The organism is Nocardia sp. NPDC050408, assembly GCF_044458905.1.
Lineage (GTDB): Bacteria > Actinomycetota > Actinomycetes > Mycobacteriales > Mycobacteriaceae > Nocardia.
The window spans coordinates 114,091-133,709 of the sequence record NZ_JBITIL010000018.1 but is presented as its reverse complement, the minus strand read 5'-3'; the positions used below and the strand labels follow the sequence as shown (position 1 = coordinate 133,709).

The window sequence follows — 19,619 nt, the reverse complement described above, 5'->3', positions numbered from 1 at the left end:
TCGAACGTGACGCCACCTGATCTACGAGCGGAAGTCGCCGATTCGAGGAGAGGGGATGGCCGGTCGCCCGACCGTTGGCATCGGCTGAGGTCGGCCCTACGCTGATGCGCTTCGGTGAGTTGGTATGGACGGGTCCCTATGTTCAGTTGGTCGGGCCGTCGATGCGGTAAAAGTTGACCTTGTAGTGGCCGAAGCGCTTGCGGAATATCGCGCTGACCGCGCGGAGCACGATTCGGCGCGGTAGCGGCACTCGGGGGCGGATCCGGTCTGGCAGTTGGGACAGGTCTCGGGATTCCAGGGTGTGCAGGCCGGGGTGCCAGCGTTCGAGTTCGCGTGGGTCGTCGCAGGCCCATCGCATGCGGGCGGTCACCTTTTTCATGGCGTCGTGGCGATCTTGGTGGTCGATGATCCAGCGGCCCGAGGTGTCCAGGACAAGGTGTGCGCCGGGGAAGTTCTCGGTGATGAGGGTGAGTGCCCGTCGGACGTCGGATTCGTCCAGGTAGATCAGTACGCCCTCGGCAATGAGGAAATACGGTGCGGGAAAGGACTTGACGATCTCGATCCAGGATTCCTCCAGCACGGATGCTGCCACCATGCGGCGTCGGTCGGATTCGGTGAAGAACTTCGATCGCAGGGCCATCGCATCGGGTAGGTCGAGGTCGACCCAGTGCAGTGTGCCGTTGTCGACCCGTTCGAAGCGGGTGTTGAGCCCGGCGCCGATTTCGACGACGGTGCCCTCGGGGTGCTTGTCGAGGAAATCCAGCACCCATGCGTCGATCATGCTAGTGCGCAGCACCACGCCGAGGAGGCTGCGGCCGCCGTCGAAGCGAGCGAAGTCGTAGTCGATCGCCTCGACCATCTCGACGGCCTTGGCATCGTGTAGCAGCCCGTCCGGCTTGTGGGTTTCGGTGGCCCGGCCGAAGAGGGGGATGAGCAATGTCTCCTGGATTTCGCCTAGTTCCGCGGCACCGGTAGTCATAAGCTACTCTTTCTGGAAAACGTTTTCAATAAATGTAGTCAGGTCGAGCGATCGACGGCAACGGCTTCATGCCAGGCACACTGTGGCAGCCGCGTGGCCGAAGATGTCGTGGCCGTCGGTGTGTGCGGTGAGCGCGATGACGGCGGTGCGGTCGCGCTGGTTGATGGATCGCACGATGCCGCCGAATTCGAGGTCGGTTGGGCGCCGGGAGTTGACGGTGACAGTTCGGGCGAACCGAACGGTGTATTCGCGGACGCAGCTCGGATCGTCGAGCCAGCTGGTGAGGTATCCGGCGCCGAGGCCCATGGTCAGCATGCCGTGTGCCACGACGTCATCCAGGCCTGCTGTGCGCGAGACGATGTCGTTCCAGTGGATCGGGTTGTTGTCACCGGAGACACCGGCATAGTTGACGAGGTCGCCGCGGCCCAATCGGTAGGTCCGTCGCGGAAACTGGTATCCAGCGACGATTTCCCCACGGTGCGGCAATATGGCGTCCGGCTGGGTCGGAAACGTCAAAGGACCGTCTGCCTTCCGGGTATCGGGGATCGGCGGGGCGATCTCCTGGATCGAAACCCGTTGTGCGGCTTCGATGATGTCGCTGACTTCGTTGCCGCCACGGCCGCTGAGGGTGGTGTGGACGGTCTGTACCGGGCCGGTGTCTCGATCGCTGATGACGGTGGTGACGACGATGAGGTCGCCGCCGTCGACCGCGCGGTGGCTGTTGACAGCGAGGTCCCAGGTCAATCGGTTGCCCGCGCGGATCGGCCGGTGGAACAGCAGCTCCTGTTCGACGTGGAGCAGGCGGCTGGACTCATAGCCTCCCGTCGCTTCGCGGAACATCGCCCGCTGTGCGAAGGTCGCGACCGAGGAGGCAAAGGTCAAGGGGGCCAGCAGGGTTGGATGGCCGAGTACCGCGGCCGCCGCGTCGTCCCAATGTGCCGGATGAACGTCCTGGACGGCGCGGGCGAACTCTCGGATCTTTTCACGGCCGACCTCGTAGTAGTCGTCGCAACGGTATTGCTCCACGATGTCCTTCGGTCAGGGGCGTTTGCGGGCGACGAAGACGCGTTGGCCGAGCGCGGCCAGTGGATGGTCCGTGTCGGGCAACACCAGGTGCGATTGCAGACCGGCGAGGGTGAGCTGGTCGAGCCATTGGTGCTCGCTGAGGAAAATGCGATCGGTTCCGGCGCGGATATCGGTGCCGCCAGGCGGGGCGGCGCCCGGTTTCGGCGACATCAGGAAATGCATCGAGGTGAGCAATTGGCAATGCTCGCGACAGGATTCCACGAAAATCAGGAATCCGCCCGGTGCCAGGAGCTCACCCAACTCGTGCAGCGTCCGGCCGCAGTTCTTCGCGTTGTGCAGGACGTTCGCGGCCAGCACGATGTCACACGGGGGCTGGCGTGGCAGGTCGGCATTGAGATCGACGATGCCGTAGCGCATCCAGGGATAAGCGGCGAACTGTTCGCGCGCGGTGTCGAGGAAGAATTTCGACAGATCGGTGAAGTGATAGTCGACCAGCGAATTGCTCAGCGCCGTAACAAGATCGGCTGTCGTTCCGCCGACTCCCGCGCCCAGTTCCAGGATTCGGACCGGTGCGTGCGCGGGTTCGAGTTCGCGAATGGCCCAGGTGATGATCTCGCGGGTCGCGGCGTTGAGGTAGTGGTTGATCGGGTTGGTCCGGTAGGCCGCTTCGGCGGTGCGGAAGTCGCCGTCGGGAAAGAGGAGTTCCTGCGCGAGTACACGATCGCGCAGTAGGTCGGGCAGCGCTCGGTTGGCGCGCGCGAAGAACTGTGCGAGTTCGGGTGCGAAGCCGAGGTCGGCGCAGACCTCGCGCAGCTCGGCGCGAGCCGGGACGTGCTGCTCGCGCAGTGCTCCGTAGCCGCTTCCCGGTTGCCGGGACAGCCATCGGCGCGCGGTCAGTTCGGCCAGCCACCGGCGCAGCAGCCATCGATGCCGCGGCGCGACCCGCAGGCGGGCGGCGATCTCATCTTCGCCACAAATCACATTGTCGGGCAGTGCTTCTCGCAGCACGCGAGTCATGGCACGCAGACCGAAGGTGTCGAGGTCGTCGACGGCCGAAATGTAGTGCTGTGGGTCGGATGTGCTGCTCGGTAGGGGAGTCGCGGCGTCGGCGGCACGGCGGGCGCTATCGGCGAGTTCGGCGATCATCGCGACTCGCTGTCGAGTCGGGCACCGGCCGGTGGGATGTTGTGGTTACAGCGGAAGACGTTGTTCGGATCGTATTCGGCTTTGACGCGCTGTAGCCGCTGGTAGGCGTGGGGGTGGAAGGCACTGCGGACCCGCGCGGGCGAACAGGATCCGTCCAGGATGCCGACGTACGGACCTCCGGCCGAACAGCTTTGGACGGTGTCGATGATGTCGGCGATCCAGCGTTGCGCTGCCATCGGCTGCCGACCGCCCGGTGCGCCGGAAAAGACGACCAGATGATAGTTCGCCTCGTGGAAGCTGAATGCCGTGGCCTCGTTGGATGTCCGGCGGATCGCGCCGCCGAGCTGATGGATCGAGATCAGGGTGTGCGGTGTAGGCATCCGGGCGCCGAAATCGACCAGCCCGTCGATGGTGCGGTCGTCGAGGGCGCGCAGCCATTCGGTCCCGGTAGCCGTGCCGTGCCCCTCGGTAAAGGCCTGCTCGGTATTGCTTTGCAACTCGGGATAACTCAGCGGCCGCATCAGATCGAGCTCAGGTTCGCCGATCCGCCGCAATGGCCGCAGCGCCACGCGAGCGTCTTCGGCCGAACCGAGGTAGGAGGCAGTGATCGCCGCCATCGGTGGCCCCTTGGGCGCGGTGGGTGGCCAGTTGATCAGGGTGGCCCGCAGGGACAGCTCGGCGGGTGCGGTGGCGCACAATTCGCGGAAGGCGGTGAGCACCGCGCGCACCTTGTCGTATCGGTACAGCAGGGTGCCCGCATAGATTGTGCTGATCGGGTGGAGTTGGAGTTCCAGGCTGGTGACAACGCCGAAGTTGCCGCCACCACCGCGCAATGCCCACAGTAGGTCCGGATGATTGTCGGCATCCACCCGTACCTGTCGGCCATCGGCGAGCACAATATCCGCAGCGAGGACATTGTCGCAGGTGAAGCCCAAGGCGCGTTGCAGCCAACCGGTTCCCCCGGACATCGCGGTGCCGATCACCCCGACCGTCGAGACATCGGCGCCGGTGACCGCCAGTCCGTGCGCTTGTGCGGCGCGATCGAACTCGGTCCAGGTCACCCCGGGCGCGACGGTTCCGCGACGGTTGATCGGATCGATGGTGACGGCCTTCAGCGGTGACAGGTCGAGCATGACAGAGTGCTCGACTTCGGCGTGGTCGGCGACATCGTGTCCGCCCGCCCGCATCGATACGGGTAGGCCGCGGCGGCGCGCGAAGTCCACGGCCGCACGGATATCCGCGGTATCGGCGCAGCGCACGATCACCGCGGGCCGGTGGTCGACGGCGATGTTCCAAGTGTGGCGGGACGAGTTGTAGCCGATGTCGTCGGGCAGTAATACCGCGCCGCGGCAGGCGCTGCGTAGGTCGTCGAGTTGGTCGAGGAATGGTGTTGTCGTCATGGGACGGTTGGCTCCTGTGCTACCGCGATAAGCGGTGTGGCTGCGGTGGGGAGTTCGCGCTCGAGGTAATCGGTGAGGATCTCCGGAAGTCGCCGCTGCACGAAGGTGGTGTTGGGGTCGTTGCTGGCAACTGTTGAGTCGCTGTCGCGCATGGCATCTCGATCGCGATAGAACTCCGGCGGGCCGGCGGCGAGCACGCGGCCGTCGGCGGAGTCGAGCAGCACCGCCCACGAGGGCGGGATGGCGACGGCGAGTTCGGCGGGGCGGACGGCGCCGGGGGCGTGCGGATCCAGCAGTGCGTTCGGAATCCCGGTGACCAGTGTTGGTTCGCGCGTCAGATCGGCGGCGTGGAGCCGGCCGGCGGGTAGCGCGGACCATGCGATGGTGCGAGCCGGTTCCGGTGCGGGGGCGTCGACGGTGTACACGATGTCGTAGCGGTATCGAGTGAGTTCGGTGTCGTCTCGGAACGGTTTGGCGTAGCAGGTGGTTCGGATGTCGCGGTGATGCCGATTGGCGATGCGGGCGAATAACCTTGGATCGCACAGCAATTCCTCGTCGGCGGCGAGCCGATCGGCGATGCGCGCGGACAGCTGCGGCTCGGTCGCCTCGGGGTTGCGTGCGGTTTCGAGCCAGCGTGCGAAATCGGGGGCGTTGGCGAGGTTGCGGATATCGCCGACAATCACGGTCCCGCCCGCGGTGACGAGATCGAGCGCGTCGTCGAGTACGGCCGTCAAATACTGTTCGTTGGGGAAGCATTGGGTGACGCTGTTGAGCACCACACAATCCGGGTCCGCCGCATTGTCGCCGGTGGCCTCGTGCAGCGCCGCGGTGACCGACGCCGAGGTGAGCTCGTGCGCGGCTCCCTGCAGCACCCGCACACCCGGCAATGCTTGGGCGCGCAGCCGCTCGACGGCGGGTTCGGCGACATCGATGCCGACGTAGGCGCGGGTGCTGCGGTGTACGCGGTGAGCGAGGAGGCCACTGCCGCAACCCAATTCGAGCACTACGCGTGGTTTGTCGCGCAGGACGAGTCCAACCGCGTGGTCCACCCATTCGATCATGTGGCCGCGTGAAAAGGGCTTGCCGGTGTCGGAGGCGCGCCATCCGGACAGGTCCAGATCGTCGCCGTGTCGTCCCTTGGTGGTCGAGTACACGTACTCGTACACGTGCCGCCAGTGCTCCAGATGTTCGGTGAGCAATGGTCCGGGAACCGGCCGGACGGCTACAGCCGACACTGATGGGCGCACCAGGATCGCGCGTTTGCCTTGGTCCCACCATGCTGTGTCGACCCAGGGATGCCTGGCCAGGATCGACACCGCCTGCTCGCTCACTGGGGCACCATCCTTTCTGCGGGCGTTGCTACGGTTTGGTCGCCGCCGGGTCGTCTCTGCCATGTCACAGCTGCTCCTCGCTGACGATCGGCTCCACTGCGACCGGCCCGAGCCGCGTCTATGGTTCCTGCGCTGTGCACGGTCACGACTCCTGCCCCCGGGTGTTCGATGGGACCGAATCCGTTGTCGGCGGTGTCAATTCGGCTGCTCCGAACATCCGGTAGGCGCGTTCGGGGTCATTGGCGGCGTGTGCTCGTCCGGCGTGTGCATCGCGCCAGAACCGTTGGATGGCGGTTCCGGCTCGCAGTGCGCGGCCGCCGGAATTCTCGAAGAGCCGGTCTACCGCGAAGATCGCGCGTTCGGTGCCGCGGACCTGATCGCGGCGCACCCGTATTCGGTCGAGCGCGGTGATCGGGGCACCTGTCGTGGCGCGGTCGTAGAGGGTGCCGATGTTGTGGGTCAGTTGCAGCCATGCGGCATCGATTTCGCTGGCGGCCTCGGCGATGCGCACCAGCGCGGCCGGGTCGTCCTGGAAGGGTGTTCCGGTGAAGCCGCTTTCCTTGGTCGCGTCCCCGGGCAGTGCTACGCGAACTCTCCCGCGCTGATGTTCGATGTGCGCCGCGTATGCTCCCCGCGCCATTCCGATGATGGGTGCGGTGATCGCGCTGGTGTGGATCGAGCCGAACGGAATCCGGTACAGCGGGCTGTCATTGACGGCATGGCCGGGGGCCACGCACTTGCCCACCGCCGCTGAATCCAGGACACGGTGCGTGGGCACGAACGTGTCCTCGACGATGAGGTCATTGCTTCCGGTGCCGCGCAAACCGATCGCATCCCAGACATCCTCGATCGCGTAATCGCCGAGCGGCACCAAGACCGTACAAGTATCGACAGCAGTACCGTCCTCGACGATGCGGGCGCCCAGCAGCGCCCAGGTCGCGTGATCACAGCCCGAGGCGAAACCCCAACGGCCACTGAGCCGGTAACCGCCCTCGACCGGAGTTGCCGTGCCGGTGAGGGCATATGACGAGCAGATGCGAGTGTCGGTGCTGTCACCCCACACCTCGTCCTGCGCGCTCACGTCGAAAAGCGCCACATTCCAGGGCGGTACGCCGAGTACCGATGCCACCCAGCCGGTGGAGCCGCAGGCGCTGGCCAGCCGTGCCACCGCGGTGTAGAAGGTGACCGGATCGGTTTCGCAGCCGCCGTAGCGCTTGGGTTGTAGCAACTTGAAGAATCCCGATTCCTGCAGCTCTACAATGGATTTCGCGGGAATGCGGCGTGCGTCCTCGGCTTCCGCGGCGCGTTCGCGCAGCGCGGGCAGCAGGTCTTCGATGGCGGCGAGCACCGCCTCGGCCGGGCTGTGGACGCCATTGTGCACGGTCATCGGTGCGTCCTTTCCTTGATGAATCGCAGTAGTCCGGACTCGCTGTCGGCGCGGGTGAGCCGAAGGCCCGCGGCATCGGCTTCGTCGGTAAGCCGATCCGGGTCGGCGGGCCAGACGAGATGTTCGGCGACGGTCTCCTGCAGCAGGAGCTGGTCGCGGTAGACGCGGTAGGTCATGCGCCAAAGCAGGGATTCGGTGTCGATCACCTGCGCCGCACTCCAGCCCTCGTAGCGCAACTCACCGGCGTGGGTTCGGGTGTAGCGGCGTTCGGCCACCTCGGCCACCCGCCCCGGCCGCTGCACCTCCACCACCGCGCCGGCACCAGGGGCGAGGGCGGAGGCGATCGTCGACCACACCTTCGGTCGCGCGGTGGCATCGAAATGCCCGATCACGCCGAGCGCTACGACCGCCGCGCATTTGTTCGGCATTCCGGTGTCGAGAAAACCGTGCGGTAGCACCGTGATCCGCTCGCGCAGATCTTTGCGCGCGGCCAGTCGCGACATCAGCACCGCACGCATCGCGGACGCAGGTTCGACCGCGACGAGTTTCGCCTCGGGTAGTGCGTCGGCGATCATGACGGTCGACAGTCCGGTGCCCGCGCCGATATCGACGATCGGGCCGAGCACGGTGTCGACATCATCGAGCAGTGCGTTGAGTGCCGGTTCGACCTGTGCCACATAGGGTGTCGCCATCAGGTCGTAGAACTCCGCGGCTGCTGCGTAGGAGTCGTGACCCGGGTCAGCCATGACGCTCCCCGACCTTCGCTCCTGCACGGTCCAATGCCTGCGATACCAGCCGCGCGACGGTATCGACGGCGGGCTCGTGCAGTAGCGAATAGTGGTGCGCCGCAACCATATGCGTGGCTATCGTGCCGTCGGTGTAGGCCCGCCAACCCAGGTCGGGCAGGTCCCGGCAGTCATCGACACCCATCCCGACACCGGAATTACGCGGCGCGGGCAGATCCGCACGCACGATGAGCGTTTCCAGTCCGCCGTCGCCGTCGAGGAATCCGGTGCTGTGCGCGCCGAGCACACGCAGGTGTCGCTCGAAGGTCGTCTCGCGCAATTGTTGGGTCGCGGGATCGCGTCCCACGAGACCGGCCGCGTCCAATCGCCTCGCGATCGCCTCGCGCTGTTCCTGCTCGGGCAATTCTGGATCGAGCGAGGCCGATTCGAGGTCGATGTCCAGGAACGCCTCGAGGGACCCGAGATACCGCGACCAGAATTCGCCGCCGTCGGTATGTCGGATGCGGTCGGCGATATTGGCGTCGATCAAAGCCAGCACGGCGACGGTTTCGCCGGAATCCCGCAGTCGCCGTGCGACTTCGTGGGCGACGATGCCGCCCATCGACCAGCCGCCCAAACTGTAGGGCCCGGTGGGCTGCTGGGCGCGCAGCACACCTTCGTAGATCCGCGCCAGCTCCGCGACGCTATCCGGTCCCGGCGCACCGGCCAACGCCGGATCCTGGATGCCAATAACAGGCCGGTCGGTGCTGAGCTTGCGCGCCAATTCGGTGTAGCACAGCACATCACCCCCGGTGGGATGCAGCAGGAACAGCGGATTCCCAGTCCCGTCGCGCAGCGTGACCGCACAATCGTCATATGTTGCGGCGGACTGCTGCGTCTCGGCTGCCCCGGCGGTCGCCGCCAGCGTGGGATCGGCCAGGAATGCCCGGGGTGTGACAACCAACCCGAGTTCACCGCGCAGCCGGTTCAGCATGCGGATAGCCAGCACCGAATCCCCACCGATGGCAAAGAAATCCGTCGCCCTATCGAACCGGGCATCGTCGGGCTCGATATCGAGTATCCGTGCCCAGAGCGCGGCGACCGCGTGTTCGGCGTCGGTGCCGAGCGGACCGCTGACGGCTGCTCGTCCGGTCGCCGGGACGGTCGTCGCACCGCGTTCGGCGGTGGGCAATTCAACAGTGGCCGTCCAGGTTTCGGGCTGTTCGATGAGCGCGATGACCTGGGTGCGAATATCGGTGAACAACGCGTCGAGCACGCCGGGGGAGAACAGCTCGGCGACGGCGTCGAGGTTCACGACCACCGAGTCGTCCCAATCCCATTGGAAGACCTGCATATCCAAGGCCACCTGCGGGGTGCGCACGCGCTGGTAGAACTCGCTGACCCGCACGGTTTCCGGTGTGCCGCCGGGCGGATGCAGTCCGAGGGTGCTGTGGAAGACGACCGGCGCCTGCGGTGCGGTATCGCGGCGGCGGCGACCGAGTTCGCGCACGATCTCCACGCCACTGACCTGGCCGTGGTCGAGCATGCGGGCGGTGGCGTCCTGCATGCGCCGGGCCGCGTCGATGAACGGCGCGGGTGCGGGCAGGTCGACATCGAGCAGGACGGTCCCGGCGTATGGGCCGATGGCGTGATCCAGATCCGCGGGTAGGTGTAGGCGGTTGAGGTAGAGCACGTTGAGCAGGAATCGGCGGTGCCCGGCCAGCCGGGCCAGCGCGATCGCATAGCAGGTGGCGAAGGCCGTGGTGGGGGTGATGCCGTACTCGGTGCAGCGGGTACGCAGGGTCGCCATCTGGGGGCCGGACACCCGCAGCTCACGCCGGACCAGGGTGTCGGGGCGCACCTGATCGAATGGAACCGCCATCGGAAGGTTGGGCGCGGTGGGTAATTCGTCGAGCCGGTCCCACCACCAATCGCGTTGGGCCTGCCATTCCGGTTCTTGCCGTTGCCGATTGATGGTTTCGACGTAATCGCCGAAGTGCGCGGTCAGCGGCGGCAGCACGGTATTCGGTTCGTCGAGATAGGTGAACAGTTCGGTGAACATCAGCTGCACCGACCAGCCATCGGCGACCAGCAGGCTGCACACGATATGCAGGCTGAGTTCGTCGCCGGGCAGCCGGATCGCGGTGATCCGAAACGGCCACGGATTCATCGCGGGCCCGCTGCGCTGCATCTCGGCACGGGTCCGGGCGAGCAGCGCGTCGATTTCCCTCACATCGGCGCCGCGCCGATCCAATGCGGTGATCGGCAGGGCGGCCAGGCGCGGATCGGTCTCCTCGAGCACCTGCTGGGTGCCGTCGGGCAGGAATATCGCGCGCAGCATCGGCTGGCGGCGGATCTGGCTGCGGACCGCGGATTCGACCTCGGTCGGGTCGATGCCGGTGAGCCGGAAGTCGACATAGTTGTGGGCGGAGTCATAGCTGAGCGCCCAACCATGCTGCTGCCCAACCCAATACGCCTGCTGCAAAGGCGTCAGCGGGAACGCGGCGGTAGGGTCGTCCTGGCGCACCAGTTGCACGCTCGCCGAGGCCGGGGTATTGGCTCGGCGGTCCGCGATGAAGGCCACCAACCTCTCGAAGGTCAGATCGCCGACAAGATCGACCACCGGGACCGCGACGCCGAGCCGTCCACGCACCATGGTGGCCATCCGCACTGCGAGCACAGAATCGCCGCCGAGTCCGACGAAGGTGGAATCGGTACGGACAGCGCCGGTTTCGAGGCCGAGCACCTGGGTCCAGATCGCCTCGATGGTGGCGGCCACATCCGCGCCCGGACTGGTCAACTGTGGTCCGCTCTCGGCTGCGGTCCAGGTGCTCGGATCCGCGACGAGCAGGCGCAGCCAGGCCAGGTAGGCGGCGAAGGCGGTATCGGCGGCGTCCGGGTCGAGCACGGTTTCCAGGACGTCCCACTGCAATTGCAGTGCTCCCGCGTGCACGAACGCCTGATGGTCGAGCCAAACCTGGGGCGTCTGGGTCACGCCGTGCACCATCCGCCCGGCCCATTCCAGGTCCGGATCCGCGCCGACCAACTCGGCGGCATCGAGAGCGCTGGTGAAGACCACCGGAAGCAATTGCCGCTCACCGAATTTGGTGGTCATCTCGGCGAGCAATTCGAGTGCGGAATAGTCGCGGTGATCGATATCGTCGAACAGGCGCTGCTGGGTGCTTTTGACCCGTTCGGCGAATGATTCGGCACCGGCGCGGTCGACTTCATGGGCGAGCAGCGTGGTGAAATCGCCGATCGCGTCCTCGATTCCGGGTAGCGCTAGCGGCCGGTCGATCAGCGTCAGCATGATCGCGAACCGCTCGTCGCTGGACCAGGCGGCGAGTACGTCGGCGTAGGCGGTGAGCAGGACCGCCGACGGTGTCACGCCGTGCTCGGCGGAAATCCGGCGCAGCGCGGTCCATTCGTTGGCGTCGAGTTGTCCGGCGCGGCGGGCGAACCAGGGCCGGGTCTGGGTGCGGGTGCGGGTCGGGAGTGCGGGCGGTCCCGGGATCAGGTCCATGCGCTGCTGCCAGTAGTCCACCGCGCGGCGGCGCGCGGGTGTGTCGAGGCGGGTCGCGGTGTGGGCGACGTAATCGGCGAATCGGGTCCGCACCGGCGGCAGGGGTGCCGTGGGGTGGTCGTAGAAGTGCCGCAGATCGCGGTCCAGGACCAGGAAGCTGCCCGCATCGCAGATCAGGGCATCGATCCCCAGAAAAATCCGGGTCGTGGTGTCGTCGATCGCTGCGGCACGCACGTCGAACAGCGGCCAGCGATCCGGACGGTGCACCCGGTGCGACAGCTGCCTGCGCAGGTCGGCGAGGGTTTCCTCGCGCTCGGTGACGCGCAGGTCGGTGAGGTCGTGGCGGCGGATCCGGTAGTCGGGGACCGTGTCCAATACCTGGTTGCGGCCGTCTTCGGTGACGATGGCGCGCAACATGTCGTGGCGGGCGATTACCTGATGCCATGCCTGCTGGTAGCGATCGAGATCGAGGTCGGTGCAGTCGTATTCGAGATAGATGTGACAGGACACGTCGCTGAGGCCGAAGGCACCGGATCTGCCGACCCAATAGGCATGCTGGACCCGAGTGAGGGGGAACGGCTCGGCGGCAACCGGCGTCGTAGTCTGGCCATCATCGCGGCGGATGCCGGGATCGGTCGCTGGCATATGGTCGCGCCGTTCGCCGGAATGAGGGGAGGCGGTCGTCGAGAGGACCGCGGGTGATGTCGATGCGACCGGATCCGCCCGCCGCGAGGACAGCAGTCTCGCGAAGGTCGCGACCGTCGGCTGCGCCAGTAATTCGCGCAGTCTGATGTCGGCGTGCTCTTGGTCGTTGAGCTGTTCGAGCATGCGGGTCGCCAGCATCGAGGTTCCGCCGAGGGCGAAGAAGTCGGCGTCGGTGGTAGTCACCGGGGTGCCGAGAAGTTGACCCCACAGCGCCGCGACGAGCTGCTCGTCGGAGGTGGTGAAATCGGTTGGGGCATCTCGATGGCCGCGGACTGTGCCTGCGCGGTCGTATCCGGACTCGTCAGCGGAGCGAATAGGGTTGTCTGCCTTAGGATCCCGGGACACGCGGGGGCGGTCGGGTTCGCTGTCGGCGTGCACGGCATCGCCACCGGGAAGCGCAGGCGTGATGCTGGTGTGTTCGGCGAGTGCGGCCGAATGTCCGTTGCCCATGGCTAGATTCGCGATCGCTTCGGGTTCGTCGAGCGGGTCGATCCACACTCTTCGCCGTTGGAAAGGGAACCCGGGCAGGCGGACCCGCCGACGACGGCCGTGCAGCCCTTCGGGCCGTAGATCGGCGCCGGCGCACCACAACTGACCGACGGCGGCCAGTAGCGCGACTCGATCCGTCTCGGCGGTGTCGTCGGCATCGGGCAACGTACTCATTGCCGCGACCAACCCGGTCGGAGCGTTGCGCCGCGCCAACGACGCCAACGCACTCCCGGGGCCTACTTGGACGATCACGGTGGGTTGTGCACCGGCGGCAGCCCGCACGGCCGTGGCAAAGCGCACGGGTTCACGTAGGTGCCGTGCCCAGTGCTCCGCGTCGACGGTGCGCGTCGCCTGTCCGGTGAGCGTGCTGTAGAGCGGAATCACCGCGGGCACCATCGGCACCGTCGTCGCCGCCTCGCGTACCGTCGTGACGGCGTCCGCCACGGCGGGGGAGTGCAGTGCGGCAGCGATCCGGAGCCCGGCGCACCGAATGCCGCTGCGGTTCAGCACGGTGGTGAGGTCCCCGAGCGCGGCAGCGGGGCCGGAGACGACACATGCGTCGGGCGCGTTGATCGCGGCGATGGTGAGATCCGGATGGTCGGTGAGCAGGTCGCTGAGCGCGGTTTCGCTGAGCTCCACCGCGAGCATCGCGCCCGACGCGGCGTCGGCCAGCGCGAGGGAACGCACCGCGACCAGCCGTGCCGCGTCGGCGAGATCCATCATCCCGGCCACGACCGCGGCCGCGTATTCGCCCAGGCTGTGGCCGAGCACCCCGTCCGGCGCAATGCCGAACTCGCGCAACGTCATCGCGGTCGCCAGCGATACCGCGAACAATGCGGGCTGGCCGAAACGCACGTCATCCACGGCACTCCGGGGCGCCCGCCCGCTGACGATGTCACCGATATCGAAGTCGAGCAGCGGGCGCAGCGCCTGCGCGCATTTGTCGATCGTGTCGGCGAATACCGGTTCGTCGCGGTAGAGCCCGGACCCCATGCCCGAAAACTGAGCGCCCGCACCGGGAAACGCGAAAACGATACGTGGCCGCTGTGCTGGTGGCAGTCGGGAGGTGACCTGCCGCGGTCCAGGGCCATGCTCCCGCAGAATCGCCGCTGTCCGCCAGCCGCCGCCGGTGTGGCGACCCTGATGCAGGGTGTAGGCGTAGTCGGCGCGGCTGTCGGCCTCGATATGCGCTGCGGCTAGGTCGAGTTGGGCACGGCAGCTCTGTTCACTGTGCCCGGATACCAGCAGCAACTGGGCCCGCTCGTCCGAATGCGAATCCAGTGCATCGGCCGGTGCTTGCTCCAACACGATGTGACAGTTCGTCCCGCCGATCCCGAACGAACTCACTCCGGCGATTCTGGTGCCGTGGCGTTGTGGCCAGTCTCTGGTGCTGTTCGCGACCTCGAAAAGCCCGCCGTGGCGGCTCAGTTCGGGATGAGCTGGGTCGGCGTGCAGTGTCGCCGGTATCCGACCGTGGTGTAGCGCGAGTGTGGTCTTGATGAGTGCCGCTATGCCCGCGGCCGTATTGGTGTGCCCGATATTGCTTTTCACCGACCCGATCGCGATCGGGTCCGACGCGGTGCGGTCGCCGAATACCGCGGCGAGCGCGGCCAATTCGATTTGATCGCCCAATGCGGTTGCGGTGCCGTGGGCTTCGATGAGGCCGACCTCGTCGGTTTCGACATCGGCGGCGGCCAGCGCCTCCGCTACGACCCGAGCCTGTCCGGTCGCCGAGGGCGCGGTGAATCCCGCCTTCCCGGAGCCGTCGTGGTTCACGGCGCTGCCGCGCAGTACCGCGTAGATCGGATCACCGTCGGCCACTGCGTCTTCGAGCCGCCGCAGCAGCACAATGCCGATGCCTTGGCTGTGCACCATGCCCGAGGCCTCGGCCCCGAAGGCGCGGGTGTGTCCGTCAGCGGCGAAGATGGCATCGGGTACATGCAGGTAGCCGCGACCCTGCGGCACGATGAGCGAAACGCCGCCAGCGAGTGCGGCATCGCATTCACCGTTCGCCAGCGACTGGGCGGCGATGTGCACGGCGACCAGCGAGGTGGCGCAGGTGGCCTGCACCGCCATCACCGGTCCGGTCAGATCGAGCCGATAGGCGATCTGTTGCGGGAAGTAGTCGGTGATCGAGCCCATCGTCGCCTGCAGATACCCCAGCGGGTCACGGTCGGCGGCACGTCGATAGTGAGCGAGGTTCTCGGCGAGGTAATCACTGTGCGAGGCACCGGTGAAGACGCCGACCGCGCCGAGCCCCGCACCACCGGCGTGGCCCGCGTCGCCGAGGGCGTTCCAGGAGCACTCCAACAGCAGGCGCAGCTGCGGATCGAGCAGTTCCGCCTCACCGGCGGTGAAACCGAAGTGGTCGGGGTCGAAGCGATCCTGGTCATCGATGACGCCACCGACCGGCACGTAGTTGCGGTGCGCGCGCAGTTCGGCCGGTACGCCGCGCGCGGTCAGTTCGTCATCGCTGAAGCGGCTCAATCCTTCCCGGCCGGAGGCGAGCAGATCCCAGTAGGCCGCGAGATCGGGAGCACCGGGAAAGCGGCAGGCCATGCCGACGATCGCGATGGAGTTGGGGTCGTTGTTGGTCATCAGGCGAGCTCCAATTCCGAATGCACCGGGGTCGTACCGCGCGCGATCGCCAGGACCGGGCAGGATTGATCGACGAGTTGTTGCAGTTCCTGGTAGCGTTCCGGTGTGCTCGGGCCGCTGACCCGTGCCCGCATCTGGATCGCGCCGACCTGCGGTGCGGCATCGATGCCGAATACCGCGCCCATGTCCAGCTCGGCGCTGACTTCGACGGTCAGCGAGTCGATTTCGACACCGAGGCGGGCCGCGTGGAAGCGATAGGTGACGATCTGACAGGTTCCCAGGGCGGCGAGCGCCAGCCCGATCGGGTCCGGACCCGCATTGCCGCCGCCCACCGCGACCGGTTCGTCGACCACCAGCGTGTGTCCGTTGATCCGGACGCTCACCTCGGTGGCCGTGCCCGGCCGGTGCTCGGTGTGGGCGGTGAAGCGCTGCCTGCGGTCGCCCCTGCGACGTAGCGCGGTTTGCAGCTGCTGTACGACATCAGTGAGCGGCATGCGACGGGTGCCTCGCTTTCGATCGGTGGGCCCGCCGTCGCTTGCCGCGTTCGGCGGCGTCGGTGAGATTCGGTGCGGCCCGGAGTGGTTCGTCGCTGTGCTCGGTGTGCGAGTCGTTGGTCTGGGCGGCGATCCAGGCCGCGAGGCGTCGGACCGAACCGTGCCGGAACAGATCCGGCACAGTCAGCTCCGGTGCCAGTCGCCGCAACCTGCGGTGCGCCCGGACCAGGGTCAGCGACGTCGCGCCCAGGTCGTAGAAGGGTGTCGTCGCCGAGACGCCGGCGCCGAGGAGTTCGGTGAAGACCGCGGTGACGGCCTGTTCGATATCGGCGGGCACTACTGGCTCGCCGCCGGTCGGATCGTCGAAGGCGAGCGTGAATTCGACGAGAGTGTCTGGGGTATCGGCTATTTCGGAGACCAACAGGTTATGGGTGACGGTTGCGTCGCGTAGTTGGCGCGTCCACAGCGTGGCTGCCGCGCGCGCCGCGACCGCGTCGAGCTTGTCCGGTCCCAGTCGTATCGTGAGCGTCAAGCCGCGGCTGTGCGCCTGGTTCACGGCCTCGATCAGCCAGCCTGCGTCGACCGCGAGCGGCAGATCATCGACGGACCCATTGGTCTGCGACGCAGCGATACCGGTGCGGCGAAACGGGTTCGGCAGTCGCGAGGTATCCACTTTGCCGTTCGGAGTCAGCGGAATCGAGTCGAGCGACACCCACCGCGACGGCACCATGTACTGCGGCAGATGCCGGGCAGCGTAGGCGGACAGTTCCTCCGACGCCGGAAGTGCCGCTGCGGCAACAAGATAGCCGACTAGTCGCGGCCGATCATCAGCACCCGGCAGCACCGCGGCGACGCAGCGGCGCACATCGGGATGCCGGGTGAGCACCGATTCGATCTCGCCCAGTTCGATCCGGTGGCCGCGAATCTTGACCTGACGGTCCACCCGGCCGAGGAATTCGATCGCACCATCAGCTCGCCAGCGGCCCAGATCGCCGGTGCGGTACAGGCGTTCACCGAGGTGCTCATTACGCACGAATCGACGCTCGGTCTGTTCGGTGTCACCGACATAGCCGCGGGCCAGACCGGCGCCCCCGATGTTCAGTTCGCCGGGCACGCCGACCGGACACGGCCGACCATCCTCGTCCAAGATGAGGAAAAACTGATCGCGCAGCGCGCGACCGTACGGAATGCTGGTCCACTCCGGCGATACCTGGTCGATGGGGTAGTGGATCGACCAGATCGCGGCCTCGGTCGCGCCGCCGAGACTGATCACCCGCAGGTCGGGGACGAGCGCACGCAGACGGTCCGGTAGCGAGATCGGTATCCAGTCGCCGGAGAGCAGCATCAGTCGCAGCGACCGCAGCTGGGCGGCCGCCGCCGGATCGGCTTCGGCGTATTCGACCAGCATTTCCGCGACGGCGGGCGCGGTATTCCACACTGTCACTCGATGTTCGGCGATCAGGTCACACCAGTGCCCGGGGTCGCGCTGTCGCGCAGCCTCGGGCATGACGAGCGCGCCGCCGACGCCGAGCACGCCGAAGATGTCGTAGATGGATAGGTCGAAACTCAATGCCGACAACGCCAGCACCCGATCATCGGGGCCGATGTCGAATCGGTGATTGATGTCGTCGATGGTTCCTCGTGCGGCGCGATGTTCGATCGCCACGCCCTTCGGTGTACCGGTCGAACCCGAGGTGAAAATGATGTAGGCCAGCTCGTCCGGTTCACCACGACCCGCAACGGCGGCCACGGTACAGTCGGCATCCTTATCGATGAGATGCGCGATGACGTTGTGCGGCAATCGATCCTGTGTCTCTGCGGTCACCACCGCGTGGGCGATTCCGGCGCGCTCGCACACCGACGCGATGCGGGCCTCGGGCCACTCCGGCTCGATCGGTACGAAGGTCGCACCGGCCCACAGCACCGCGTACACCGCGACGACCTGGTCGGCCGATTTCGGCAGCACCACCGCCACCCGGTCACCGGACCCGACACCGGCGGTAGCCAAACCGGCGGCGAGGGCCTGGGATTTCGCCAGCAATTCGGTATGGCTCGTGACACCCGTCGGACCCAGGATCGCCGGTGCGTCCGGTCGGGTCAGCGTGGCTGCCTGCTGGGGGTCCATGAGCAGCTGTTCCACGGCAGGGCGAGGCCCGGACTCCATCGTCTCGAAGTAGGGATTCCACCCGAGATCGACGCTGTCCCAAGCACTGTCGTCCTCGACCAGCCTGTGCAGCAAGCGCACGTATGCCGCCAGCATCTGCCCCACGAACTCGCCCGGGAACACCTCGGTCACCGCATCCCAGGCGATGCGCAAACCACCGTCCTCGTCCCAAACGATATGGTCGAGCACCACCTGCGGGGTCTGCGAGACACCGAACACCTCGGCGCCCAACCAGCCCGCCGCCGCGCCGCGCGCACCACCGAGTCCGACACCGCTGGTGAACACGACCGGATAGCGCGGGGTGAGGTCACCGGCCTGGGTGCGCTGCACTTCAACGCCGCTATAGGAGCGATGCGCCAGATCAGCCCAGAACCGGGCGTTCACGTGCGCGGCGAATTCGGCGAAGCCTTTCCAGGAGCGCAGTTCGGCCGTAGGTAGTTCGACCAGGGCGGTGGTGGTGAAGTCACCGACCACATCCAGCTGGTCGGCCGCGTCGGGGCGATCGAAGAGCGTGGCGTTGAGACAGAACGGATCCGTTGCGCCCCAACGAGACAGCGTCAATCCGAACGCCGCCAGCAGCACCGCCGTCGGGCTCAACCCGCGCGCCGCCGCCCGCGCCGTCAGCGCCGACCACTGCCGCGCATCGAGTTCGGCACCATGGCGTTGGAATCTCGGGTTGCGGACCTGCTCCGGTGCCACGAGATAGGGCAGTCGAGGGCCCGGCGGAAGCGCCGCTGCCCGCGCCTGCCAGTATTCGCGGTCCTGTTCGCGGCGTTGCCCATCGGCCTGCTTGCGCTCACGCAGCAACCGCAGAAACGAAGCCGCCGGAGCGAGCGTAGCGGTCGAGTCCGCGACGAGCTCGCCCCACTGACGCATCAGCAGATTCCAACTCGCCATATCCAGCACGATGATGTCGAACCCGACCAACAGTCTCAGGTTCCCCTCGGGCAGCACGACGGCATGGATATCGAACAGCGGCCACACCGTGGTGTCTCGAACCTGATGCGACCGCTCCCGGCGCAACGCATCCAGCGTCGACTCGACCTCTTCGGGACGGCTGCGCAGATCGGTCACCTCGATGCGGTACCGCAGCCCCGGCGGTTCGACGCGCTGGGTGCCCTCGTCGGTGATGGTCGCTCGCAGCATCTCATGGTGATCGACCAGCCGATTCCACGCGATCTCGAGTGCCCGCACCTCCGCCAGCGGATCCGCCGCGACGAATCGCGCCACGTCACGGTCGAATTCGAAGTAGTAGAAGGTGGCCACCCCACCCAACGGCATACCGGCTTCCCGCCCGACCCAGTACGAGGCCTGGATCGGGGTGAGCTCCTCTTCATCCGCCCGGCTCGATGCGGGAGCGTCTTCAGCCGTGCGGCCCGATGATTCGGCCGCCGACCCGGTATCCGCCGCTGTCGCACCCCGCTGCTCGACCTCTGCGGTCAACGATTCGAGGGTGGCACCGACGAACAATTCCAGCGGAACCCGCACCCCGATCCGCTCCGCGAGCCGCAGATGTAGCCGGACCGCCAGGAACGAGTCCATCCCCAGTTCCTGCAACCTTCGAGTCGAAACCACTTCCCGCGGTTGCACTTTGAGTACCGTGCCGACACACCGTCGGACCTCGTCTGCTGCTGTCACAATCTCCAGCCCTT

Annotated in this window: 10 protein-coding genes; all 10 read right to left on the bottom strand. The window is 66.8% G+C overall.

Annotated features, from left to right (window positions below; all coding sequences use genetic code 11):
- Positions 1-142: 142 nt before the first annotated feature.
- Positions 143-979, bottom strand: a complete 837-nt coding sequence (locus ACIBJI_RS34675; protein ID WP_397087506.1) for a class I SAM-dependent methyltransferase — start codon at positions 977-979, stop codon at positions 143-145.
- A 66-nt stretch (positions 980-1,045) separates the two neighbouring features.
- A complete protein-coding gene (locus ACIBJI_RS34670) occupies positions 1,046-2,005 on the bottom strand; it encodes a fused (3R)-hydroxyacyl-ACP dehydratase subunits HadA/HadB (protein WP_397087504.1) in 960 nt (319 codons plus the stop codon).
- Between the two features lie 12 nt (positions 2,006-2,017).
- On the bottom strand, positions 2,018-3,151 hold the full coding sequence (locus tag ACIBJI_RS34665; protein WP_397087502.1) for a class I SAM-dependent methyltransferase: 1,134 nt from the start codon (positions 3,149-3,151) through the stop codon (positions 2,018-2,020).
- Positions 3,148-4,551, bottom strand: coding sequence for an FAD-binding oxidoreductase (locus tag ACIBJI_RS34660; protein WP_397087500.1), 1,404 nt, complete (start codon positions 4,549-4,551; stop codon positions 3,148-3,150). The genes ACIBJI_RS34665 and ACIBJI_RS34660 overlap by 4 nt, the downstream gene beginning before the upstream one ends.
- Positions 4,548-5,882: a class I SAM-dependent methyltransferase gene (locus ACIBJI_RS34655; protein ID WP_397087498.1), complete on the bottom strand. Its 1,335-nt coding sequence runs from the start codon at positions 5,880-5,882 to the stop codon at positions 4,548-4,550. Before ACIBJI_RS34655 ends, ACIBJI_RS34660 begins: the two co-directional genes overlap by 4 nt.
- Before the next feature lie 142 nt (positions 5,883-6,024).
- Positions 6,025-7,269: a 3-hydroxy-9,10-secoandrosta-1,3,5(10)-triene-9,17-dione monooxygenase oxygenase subunit gene (hsaA, locus tag ACIBJI_RS34650; RefSeq protein ID WP_397087496.1), complete on the bottom strand. Its 1,245-nt coding sequence runs from the start codon at positions 7,267-7,269 to the stop codon at positions 6,025-6,027.
- Positions 7,266-8,015: a class I SAM-dependent methyltransferase gene (locus ACIBJI_RS34645; protein WP_397087494.1), complete on the bottom strand. Its 750-nt coding sequence runs from the start codon at positions 8,013-8,015 to the stop codon at positions 7,266-7,268. The genes hsaA and ACIBJI_RS34645 overlap by 4 nt, the downstream gene beginning before the upstream one ends.
- Entirely contained in the window at positions 8,008-15,309 is a 7,302-nt protein-coding gene (locus ACIBJI_RS34640) for a condensation domain-containing protein (protein ID WP_397087492.1), read from the bottom strand. Before ACIBJI_RS34640 ends, ACIBJI_RS34645 begins: the two co-directional genes overlap by 8 nt.
- The gene (locus ACIBJI_RS34635) at positions 15,309-15,803 is read right to left on the bottom strand and encodes an OsmC family protein (protein ID WP_397087490.1); all 495 of its coding nucleotides are present in this window, start codon (positions 15,801-15,803) and stop codon (positions 15,309-15,311) included. The genes ACIBJI_RS34640 and ACIBJI_RS34635 overlap by 1 nt, the downstream gene beginning before the upstream one ends.
- Positions 15,790-19,605: an amino acid adenylation domain-containing protein gene (locus ACIBJI_RS34630; RefSeq protein ID WP_397087488.1), complete on the bottom strand. Its 3,816-nt coding sequence runs from the start codon at positions 19,603-19,605 to the stop codon at positions 15,790-15,792. Before ACIBJI_RS34630 ends, ACIBJI_RS34635 begins: the two co-directional genes overlap by 14 nt.
- Positions 19,606-19,619 lie beyond the last annotated feature (14 nt).